This window comes from Methylobacterium sp. CCH7-A2 (assembly GCF_001557075.1).
GTDB classification, from domain to species: domain Bacteria; phylum Pseudomonadota; class Alphaproteobacteria; order Rhizobiales; family Beijerinckiaceae; genus Allobosea; species Allobosea massiliensis.
The window spans coordinates 1-381 of the sequence record NZ_LSKN01000327.1 but is presented as its reverse complement, the minus strand read 5'-3'; the positions used below and the strand labels follow the sequence as shown (position 1 = coordinate 381).

Annotated in this window: 1 pseudogene; it reads left to right on the top strand. The window is 61.9% G+C overall.

The annotated features are described in order from the left end of the window. Positions 1–110: 110 nt before the first annotated feature. Positions 111–326, top strand: a pseudogene (locus AX750_RS25070) (hypothetical protein); the annotation flags it as partial. Between the last annotated feature and the right edge of the window lie 55 nt (positions 327–381).

Sequence of the window (381 nt, the reverse complement as noted above, 5' to 3'; positions counted from 1 at the left end):
TCCGCGCCCTTGCAGGCGCCGCTCTTCGCGGCGGTTGGGCTTGGACCCGCGAGATGTGCGGGAGGGACGACGCAGCAGGAAAGGCCGGACGTAAAGCGCCGGGAGAGATGATGGAGCAACGAGAACTCGAAGAACTGAAGGGGCGCGTGTTGTGTGCGGCGGTGCTGGAGAAAGCCGGCTTCGCCATCGATCTGAAGGAGAGCACGCGCCGCGCCGTCAAGCACCGGCGCGGCAGCGACATCATCATCGTGATCCACGAAGGCCGGGGCTGGTTCGATCCGCTGTCGGACGCCAAGGGCGATGTCTTTTCGCTGATCCAGCATCTGGGGGCTCCGTGGGCATTTCTACATTAATACACGCTAAGGGAATTTGAAGTTGTTT